Genomic DNA, 8,900 nt, shown 5'->3' on the forward strand with positions numbered 1-8,900 from the left:
GCGCCGGGTCGCGCCCGAAACCGACGGCGAAAGTGCACAACGCTCCCACCGCCATTTGCAGGAACCCGTACAGCCCTGCCGCCGAGCCCGTCAAATGGGCGTCCACGCTTAACGCCCGGCTCAGAGCAGCAGGGCTGGCCAGGCCCGCACCCACGGCAAACAGGCTGACCGGCCCGATGATCCAGGCCACCGATGCTCCTCCGGCCAACACTGCCACCAACAGGCACACGGCGCTGCAAGTACTCAGCCAGGCACCAGCCATCAGCAGCCGCTCCACCGACACCACTCGGATCAAGCGGCGGGTCAACGCGTTGCCCAACGACATGCCGACGATCACCAGGCCCAGGTAGATCCCCACCTCACTCAACGGCCGATGCAGTTCGGTGCCGATGATGAAAGGCGCCGCCGCGATAAAAGCATAGATGGCCGTGGTCATGCACGCGCCGCCCACGGCGAAGCCCAGGAACACCGGTGAGCGCAACAGCTGTGAATAATCGCGGCACAATGCCCGAACACTGACCTGTCCGCTGGGGGTAGATGTTTCCGGCAACAGCCAAACCGTGCACAGCAGGGTCACCGCACCCAGCCCGGCCAAAACCAGGAAAATCGCCCGCCATCCCAGGTGTTCGCTGATGAGCGAGCCCATCAGCGGCGCAAACCCCGGGCCAATCATCATCATCAAGTTCAACGTCGCCAGGTCGCGAACCGCGTCCTCCAGCTTCGCGCCGTCGCGCACGATGGCTCGCCCCAGTGCCAGCCCCGCGCAACCGCCGAGGGCCTGGATCAACCGCGCCAGCACCAAGGTGTGCAGATCACCGGCGAACGCTGCGCAAAAACCCGCGATGGTGTATAGGCTCAGGCCCACCAACAATAAAGGCCTGCGCCCTAGGCCATCGGACAGCGGCCCATAGGCCAGTTGCCCGAACGCAAGGCCGAGAATGTAAATACTGATGGTGCGCTGCATCGCGGCACTGTCCACCCCTAGCGCCAGGGCGGCGGCAGGCAGTGCCGGAACAAACAAGTGCATCGCCAATGTGCCACTGAGGGTGATGAGCACCAATAACCAAAGGGGGGCACGAGGACGCGGTGGCACAGCGATAGCGGGCATATAGATAGCAACCTAACAAGTAGGCTGGCAACTGTAGGGGATCGCCCTATTTCTTGTCTATATCCGCAACAAAAAAGGGGCTCACCTTTCGGTGAACCCCTTCTAGACCGCCCAGCAGAGCGGATTTTGTTTGGTAGGCGCGATTGGACTCGAACCAACGACCCCCACCATGTCAAGGTGGTGCTCTAACCAACTGAGCTACGTGCCTGCTGTGGGTCGGCATTCTACGGATACCTGCATGTGTGTCAACCTCTTTTTTCACGCTAACTCCATGAATACGCGTATTTTTTTTAACTCCTCCAGAGGGCGTGATTTCAGCGCTTACTGGTGGCGGGTTTTCTTCTAAGGTAGGATCTGGACGCCCGTAAAAAATACAGAACAGAGGTTGCAGGATGACGAACACACCCTACCCACCGTCTTACTACGCCGCGTCCGCGAACTCAGCCCCGGAGCGCCCAAGGCTGGATGGTGAGGTGGACACCGACGTCTGCATCATCGGCGCCGGTTATACCGGGCTGTCGAGCGCCCTGTTCTTGTTGGAAAACGGATTTCGCGTGACGGTCCTGGAGGCTGCCAAAGTCGGCTTCGGCGCATCCGGGCGCAACGGTGGTCAGATCGTCAACAGCTATAGCCGTGATATCGATGTGATTGAGCGCACCGTCGGACCCAAGCAGGCGCAGTTGCTCGGGCACATGGCCTTCGAGGGCGCGGCGATCATCCGCGAGCGGGTGGCTAAATATCAGATTCAATGCGACCTGAAGGATGGCGGGATCTTTGCGGCAATCACTCCCAAGCAGATGGGTCATCTGGAGTCGCAGCAAAAGCTGTGGGAGCGCTACGGTCATACCCAGCTGGAGTTGATGGACAAGCGCCGCATCGGGCAGGCTATCGGAAGCGAGTTGTACTTGGGTGGCCTGCTCGATAAGAGCGGCGGCCATATTCACCCGCTCAATCTAGCATTGGGCGAGGCTACCGCTGCGGAGTCACTGGGCGGCGTCATTTATGAGCAATCGGCAGCGATCCGTATCGAGCGCGGCGCCAATCCGGTTGTTTATACCGAACATGGCAAGGTCAAGGCGCGCTTCGTGATTGTTGCCGGCAATGCTTATCTGGGCAATTTGGTGCCGGAGTTGGCGGCGAAATCCATGCCGTGCGGCAGCCAGGTCATCACCACTGAACCGTTGAGTGACGAGTTGGCACACAGCCTTTTGCCACAGGACTACTGTGTAGAGGACTGTAATTACCTGCTGGACTACTACCGTCTCTCTGCCGACAAACGCCTGATTTTCGGCGGCGGTGTGGTGTATGGCGCGCGGGATCCGGCTGATATTGAAGCGATCATTCGCCCGAAAATGCTCAAGGCGTTCCCGCAGCTTAAACAGGTGAAGATTGACTACGCATGGACCGGAAACTTCCTGCTGACCCTTTCACGCTTGCCGCAAGTGGGGCGACTCGGCGACAACATCTATTACTCCCAAGGTTGTAGCGGCCACGGAGTGACGTACACCCATCTGGCCGGCAAAGTATTGGCCGAAGCTTTGCGCGGGCAAGCTGAGCGTTTCGATGCGTTTGCTGGCCTTCCCCACTACCCGTTCCCTGGCGGACAGTTGTTACGCACGCCCCTTACGGCGCTGGGCGCCTGGTACTACGCGTTGCGGGATAAGTTTGGCGTTTGATGACCATTCACCTGTAGGAGCCAACTTGTTGGCTAGGCGTCGTATCAGGCTGACCGCGTCAAACCTCTCGCCAACAAGTTGGCTCCTACAGATGTCATTTAGATAGCGATTACTGCGCCTTGAGGGCCTTGCTCGCTTCACTGGCGGCCTGTTCTTGCCCAGCCTGACCCAAGTCCTTTGCCGCGTTCAGCCAGCGTTGCTGATCGACCTGCGCCGGAAGCTGACGCGGCCCCTGAATCAGGACAGCCCATTGCCCGGCGTCTTTCCAGGCCGAGTTGAAGCTGCTGAAACTCATCAACAGTCGACGGTCCATGCCGGCATGCAGCAACACTGTTTGTTTGTTGCGGTTATAGCCAATCAAAATGGCATAGCGTGGCTTGGACCACCACGCAGAGCCTTCGGTGATACGCAGCATGACCGGGAACCCGGCAGAGACTTGCGTCAACAGCACGTCCAGTTCTTTATCCAGCGGGTAGACCATAAAGCCATATTGGCGTGCCAAGGCTTGCATATTCTGTTCAAGCTTGGCTTCGTCTCCCGGTAACTGCAGCGGCTTGTCCAGCAATCCCGGGGTGATGATCACGCCTTGTTGCGACAACATGGCGGCCAACACGCCCGGACCACTTTGGTAGATCTTGCCCCGGAAGAATGGCACCGAATTCAATTCGACCCGATCCGGCAAGCGCTGCATCGCAGGGCTCACGCCGCTTGAGCAGGCTGAAAGAGACATGAGTAACGCTAATACCAGACCAGCTCGCCTGGTCTTGACGGCACGAAATCGAGGTAATACCAGCAGCATGTTCACTCGCTTAAACTAGCGCCGGACAACCCGCGATCCGACTTGGCACCGATCATAGGACGCCTCACGCCTTGGGTATAGCTCGAATTCGACAGTTTTTGCCGTTGAATAGATCAAATCGGTCATGAGCGTAGGACCATAGGTCAACAGACGGAAACATACCCTGAACTAGACTGTCGATTATACAGACGCAGACCGTCAGAATGTCGGGGGATGCATGAGCCTGGGAATGACAATTATAATGCTGGTCGCGGCTTGGTTAGCGGTGGCTTTAGCCATGTTGTGGGGGGTGATGCGCATTTCTCGCCGCCATCACCCACGTATTCAGCTGACCGCTACTGAGAAAACCTCAGCGCGGCGACACCGACCACTGTCCTCGCATTAATTAACCGCCCTCTTCTGCTTCGACCTGCGCGACAGCATGTTCAACCCTTCGATCACTGCCGAGAACAGCATGGCTGCGTAGATGTAGCCTTTTGGTATGTGCATGCCAAAACCGTCGGCGATCAAGGTCATACCGATCATGATCAAGAAACCTAGCGCCAGCATCACGATGGTTGGGTTGTCGTTGATGAACTTCGCCAAGGGTTCCGCAGCCACCAGCATCACCACAACCGCTGCGATCACAGCAATCATCATGATGGGCAAATGCTCGGTCATGCCCACGGCAGTGATGATGCTGTCGATGGAAAAGACCATGTCCAACAATAGAATCTGGCCGATGGCCGCAGCGAAGGTCAGTGTTACGCCACCACTGGCGACCGTTTCATCTTCGCTTTTGAGCGCAACACTGTGGTGAATCTCGGTGGTGGCTTTCCACAACAGGAACAGACCACCCGCGATCAAGATAATGTCTTTCCACGAAAATACCTGACCGAACACTTCGATCAGCGGCTCGGTCAATCGCACGATATACGCTGCTGTACTTAGCAAAGCCAGTCGCAGAATCAGCGCCATGCTGATACCGATGCGTCGGGTCCTGGCACGCTGATGTTCAGGCAGTTTGTTGGTGAGGATAGAAATGAATATCAAGTTATCGATGCCCAGCACGATCTCCATGACGACCAACGTTGCCAAGGCAATCCAGGCCGTAGGACTGGCGGCCAGTTGTAAAAGATATTCCATGTGTGAGAACCCTGATTCAGCCTGAAACGTTGATTGATGTGCCTGGACATAAGGCCAAACGACAGCCGGCATTCTAGCCAGACAAATACATCAGGAAAATTCGTATTTCTACCGTATATACTTCGGTTTTTACGAATCGGCGATTTCATGCTCAATTACCGACAACTGCATTACTTCTGGGTAGTGGCAAAGACCGGCAGCATCGTTCGCGCCGCGGAACAATTGAACCTGACAGCGCAAACCATCAGCGGGCAAATCAGCCTGCTAGAGCAGACGTATGGCATAGATTTGTTTCGCCGCGTCGGTCGGCAATTGGAGTTGACCGAGGCAGGCCGTGTAGCCCTGCCCTACGCTGAGCAGATGTTCCAGCTAGGCGGCGAACTGGAAGCCCTGCTTCGCGCTCAGCCAGATGAGCAGCACATTCTGTTTCGCATCGGTGTCGCGGACGTAGTGCCCAAATCGATTGTCTACCGGCTAATCGCCCCCACCATGGAGTTGGCCGAGCCCATTCGTATTACCTGCCGTGAAGACAAGCTAGAGCGCTTGCTTGCCGACTTGGCCATACAACGCCTGGACCTAGTGATCTCCGACAGCCCAATGCCCTCGCACTTGGACATTAAAGGCTATAGCCAGAAACTGGGCGAAAGTGGCATCAGCTTTTTTGCGACTAAGGAGCTGGCCGAACGCTACGGCCCTGACTTCCCCGCAGGTTTGCAGGGCGCACCGCTGTTGGTCCCGGGCCAGGACACAGTGGTCCACACTCGCTTGATGCGTTGGTTTGCCGAGCAAAATGTTCGGCCGCGTATCATCGGCGAGTTCGATGACAGCGCACTGATGAAAGCCTTCGGCAAATCCGGCAGCGGCATTTTCATTGCACCCAGCGTGATCGCGGACGAGGTGCAGGCACAGTATGGGGTGCAGTTAATCGGTCAAACCGACGCGGTGACCGAATCTTTTTACGCTATTTCAGTGGAACGCAAAATCAAGCACCCAGGTATTGTGGCCATCACCGAAGGTGCTCGACGCGAGCTGTTTACGCCGCTCGACCAAGTGGCACAGCCTTGAAAAACATCATCCACAGCGCCAGCACGATCGACAGCAAGATAATGCCTGCCGCCGCGAAGCCAAGGCTGCCAAGGCCGAGATGGTCGATGACGCGCCCACCAATGATTGCGCCGACGCCGATACCGAGATTGGCGCCCGCGATGTTTAACGAGGCAGCAAACGCTGGCGCATGGGGGGCGGCCTTCATCAGCCGGACGTGGCTGACCAGAAACAACGCCGCTTGAGTAATGCCCCAAACCCCTAACGCCAATGCCAGGCCCAGAACCGAGTGCATGCTCGGAACGACGGCCACCATGCCAGTGATCATGAACACGCTAAACACCAGGCTGGCAATCAACGGGTGATGATCCACCATTCGCCCGCCCAACGAATTACCCAGCAAGCCCACGGCGCCAAAACCCATCAAGCACCAACCCACTACCGTGCCGTTAAACCCAGCCAAACGCTCGAGCATGTCCGCAAGATAGGTATAGGCCGTGAACATCCCGCTAAAGACCAGTACCGACAACAACACATGCCCAAGCATCAAGGGGCTACGCAGAATCTTGAACTGACTAAAAAGGGACACCGGCGCTTTGTGCTTCTGTGTAGCGGGCAAGTAAATCCATAGCAGCCAGGCCTTGGCAAAGGCCACCACCGCAAGGATCGCAAAGGCGCTGCGCCAGCCAAACGCGTCGGAGATCAGCGTGCCTACTGGAATACCAAATACCGTCGCACAGACGATACCAAAGCCAATCTTGGAAACAGCTCGCCCGGCGTATTCAGGGCCAACGATGTCTACAGCCGTTTCACTCGCCAACGCCCAAAACACCGGCAACCCCAACGCAGGCAGCAGCCGTGCGCAAGCCATCACCTCGATATTGGGCGCCAGCGCTGCCAGCACGTTAGAAAAACCGAACAGGATCAGAATCGTCACAAACAGGCGCTTGCGCTCAAACCGCGAGAAATAGGCAGTCAAGAAGGGACCGAAGGTGGCCACCGTGAACGCGAATAAGGTCACCAGCAGGCCGGCTTGCGACACGCTGATATCCAAATCACGCGCAATGGCAGGTAACAGACCGACGATGACAAACTCTGTGGTCAGCACGGTAAAACCGGCGGCCGACAACAGCAAAATGGGGAACAACATGAAAGCTCCAGAACAACGACGCAGATCAGTCGGGAGAAAGATCTGTAGGGGAAACGGCAAGAGGGATATTGTCATACCCGAATCTGTAGGAGCCAACGTGTTGGCGAAGCAAGCGACGCGGTCTAGGTGCAACCACGGTGCTGTTCATATCGCCAACAAGTTGGCTCCTACAGTGGGTTCGGTGTCAACGGTACAGCGTACTCAACGAATCAATACGAACCCATGAAGTCGCGCTTGCCGACTTCAACGCCGTTGTGGCGCAGGATCGCGTACGTAGTGGTGACGTGGAAGAAGAACTGCGGCAGGCCATAACCCAGCAGGTACGTTTGAGCATCAAAGCGTTTTTCCTTCGGCGTGCCCGGACGGGTGATGATCTCACGATCTTCCTGGCCGTTGATCTGCTCAGGCTCAATGGTGGCGAGGAAAGCCAGGGTCTTGGCGATCAGCGCTTGAAGATCAGCGAAGGTTTTTTCCGAATCGTCATATTTCGGTGCATCTATGCCAGCCAAACGAGACGATACGCCTTTGGCGAAATCAACGGCGATTTGCACTTGGCGAACCAGTTGGAACATGTCCGGAAACAGGCGCGCTTGCAGCAGCGCATCAGGTTCGATGGATTTAGCCGTGACATGCGCGTCAGCCTTGGCCAGAACGTCGCTCAGCGCGGAAAGCATTTGCTTGAAAACCGGGATGGAGGTTGCGTACAGGGAAATAGTCATGACAGTTCCTGGATTTAAGGTACGTGATTATAGCCATGGCGGACAGTGAAGCGGCTGGTCTTTTATAACGCGGAGGGCTTGCTCAACGCTCGCCGACTAGCCAGTTCAATAATCGTCAATAATTGGCAATAAAACCCAATAATGGCTATCCTTGGATTTATTAGATAATTGTCAATAATCGCAAATAATCTTAAATAATTCACTATAAAACGAGGTGCACCATGCCAGTCTTCAATCGACCCATGCTTGCTGCCAACTACTCAAAAATGATCCTTAAGGCTGACGGGATCAATCCGGCAGCTTCTGGTTTGTTTTTATCGGCACCGCGGCGTGTCGGCAAATCGACCTTTGTGCGTGAAGACTTGCGCCCTGCTCTGGAGGCCAGTGGCGCCGTGGTGATCTATGTCGACCTATGGGACGACACCGTCGGTGATCCTGGCCAAGAGATTGTTAAGCAAATACGCCAGGAGCTGACCACGCATAACGGCGCAATCACGACCTTGGCGCAAAAACTTGGCCTGAGCAATTTCAAAGTCGCAAGCTTCCAGTTCGATCTGAACAAGGTTGGCCTTGGCGGCGACTCGGAGCTATCGCTAAAGGACGCGCTTGAGGCCCTATCGCAAGAAACCCGGAAGATGATCGTTCTGATCATCGATGAGGCGCAGCAGACCCAAACCTCGAAACTCGGTGAAAGCGCGATGTTTGCGCTCAAAGCCGCCCGCGATGAGCTGAACAGTTCGAGGCACCACGGGCTACGAGTTATCTGCACCGGCTCTAACCGAGCGAAGTTGTCACTTATGACCGCCAGTAAGGACCAAGCCTTCTACGGCGCGCAAACCGCTCAGTTCCAAATGTTGGATATGAGTTTCGTTGAGTGGTTTTGCGACACCATCGAGTTGCCTTTCACTCTCAAAGCAGCGGACGTGATGCCCATATTCGTCGCCCATGGTTACAGGCCGGAGATACTGCTCTCCGCCGCAGGAAGCTTTGCCATGATGTTCGATCCTATTCAAGACGATGTAGGCTTGGCTCAGTTCAAGGAAGAGGCCAGCCTCAAAGCGGCAGAGCCCACCGAAGAATTGATGCGCACAGTGCACAATTTGACCCCGCTTCAATCGGCTGTCCTGAAGGTAATGGCGCTTACACTCGATAAGTACGCGCCCTTCGAGGCAGCTACCATTGAGCTGTATAAGAAGGCGCTGGCTATCGCGGGTGCGAGCTCGGAGGAAAAAGAGCTGTCTACCCAGTCTTTTCAATCCGCCTTGTCTGCCCTGCAGGA

The 8,900-nt window shown here is 56.2% G+C and carries 8 protein-coding genes and 1 tRNA gene; 3 read left to right on the top strand and 6 right to left on the bottom strand.

The features are described from left to right. Positions 1-1,108, bottom strand: a 1,108-nt coding sequence (locus tag M0974_RS01680; RefSeq protein WP_297831848.1) for a multidrug effflux MFS transporter, incomplete at its 3' end; no start/stop codon positions are given. A gap of 131 nt (positions 1,109-1,239) precedes the next feature. Beyond that, positions 1,240-1,316 (bottom strand) — tRNA-Val (locus tag M0974_RS01685). Positions 1,317-1,500: 184 nt separating this feature from the next. Here M0974_RS01685 and M0974_RS01690 point away from each other — a divergent pair. After that, positions 1,501-2,784: an FAD-binding oxidoreductase gene (locus tag M0974_RS01690; RefSeq protein WP_297831851.1), complete on the top strand. Its 1,284-nt coding sequence runs from the start codon at positions 1,501-1,503 to the stop codon at positions 2,782-2,784. 109 nt (positions 2,785-2,893) lie between these two features. Here M0974_RS01690 and M0974_RS01695 read toward each other — a convergent pair whose 3' ends face one another. Further along, entirely contained in the window at positions 2,894-3,583 is a 690-nt protein-coding gene (locus M0974_RS01695) for a peptidase C39 family protein (RefSeq protein ID WP_297831854.1), read from the bottom strand. Positions 3,584-3,964: 381 nt separating this feature from the next. Then, positions 3,965-4,708: a TerC family protein gene (locus M0974_RS01700; protein WP_297831857.1), complete on the bottom strand. Its 744-nt coding sequence runs from the start codon at positions 4,706-4,708 to the stop codon at positions 3,965-3,967. 147 nt (positions 4,709-4,855) lie between these two features. Here M0974_RS01700 and nhaR point away from each other — a divergent pair, with 147 nt between their 5' ends. Further along, positions 4,856-5,773 carry a transcriptional activator NhaR gene (gene nhaR, locus M0974_RS01705; protein WP_297831860.1) on the top strand — a complete coding sequence of 306 codons (918 nt, stop codon included), beginning with the start codon at positions 4,856-4,858 and terminating at the stop codon, positions 5,771-5,773. On the opposite strand, the gene M0974_RS01710 is transcribed toward nhaR, so the two are convergent. Both M0974_RS01710 and M0974_RS01715 read right to left on the bottom strand, forming a co-directional pair. Continuing rightward, a complete protein-coding gene (locus tag M0974_RS01710; protein WP_297831863.1) occupies positions 5,742-6,902 on the bottom strand; it encodes an MFS transporter in 1,161 nt (386 codons plus the stop codon). The two genes, nhaR and M0974_RS01710, sit on opposite strands and share 32 nt — an antisense overlap. Positions 6,903-7,111: 209 nt before the next feature. Then, positions 7,112-7,621, bottom strand: a complete 510-nt coding sequence (locus M0974_RS01715) for a DUF1993 family protein (RefSeq protein ID WP_297831867.1) — start codon at positions 7,619-7,621, stop codon at positions 7,112-7,114. Between the two features lie 221 nt (positions 7,622-7,842). Here M0974_RS01715 and M0974_RS01720 point away from each other — a divergent pair. Continuing rightward, the coding region (locus M0974_RS01720; protein ID WP_297831870.1) for an AAA family ATPase at positions 7,843-8,900 on the top strand (1,058 nt) is incomplete at its 3' end.

It is taken from the genome of Pseudomonas sp. (assembly GCF_026224925.1).
In the GTDB taxonomy this organism is placed as follows: Bacteria; Pseudomonadota; Gammaproteobacteria; order Pseudomonadales; family Pseudomonadaceae; genus Aquipseudomonas.

Coding starts and splice junctions, on each gene's coding strand:
- nhaR (WP_297831860.1), top strand. CDS start 4,856: ATGCTCAATTACCGACAACTGCATTACTTCTGGGTAGTGGCAAAGACC.
- M0974_RS01690 (WP_297831851.1), top strand. CDS start 1,501: ATGACGAACACACCCTACCCACCGTCTTACTACGCCGCGTCCGCGAAC.
- M0974_RS01695 (WP_297831854.1), bottom strand. CDS start 3,583: ATGCTGCTGGTATTACCTCGATTTCGTGCCGTCAAGACCAGGCGAGCT.
- M0974_RS01710 (WP_297831863.1), bottom strand. CDS start 6,902: ATGTTGTTCCCCATTTTGCTGTTGTCGGCCGCCGGTTTTACCGTGCTG.
- M0974_RS01700 (WP_297831857.1), bottom strand. CDS start 4,708: ATGGAATATCTTTTACAACTGGCCGCCAGTCCTACGGCCTGGATTGCC.
- M0974_RS01715 (WP_297831867.1), bottom strand. CDS start 7,621: ATGACTATTTCCCTGTACGCAACCTCCATCCCGGTTTTCAAGCAAATG.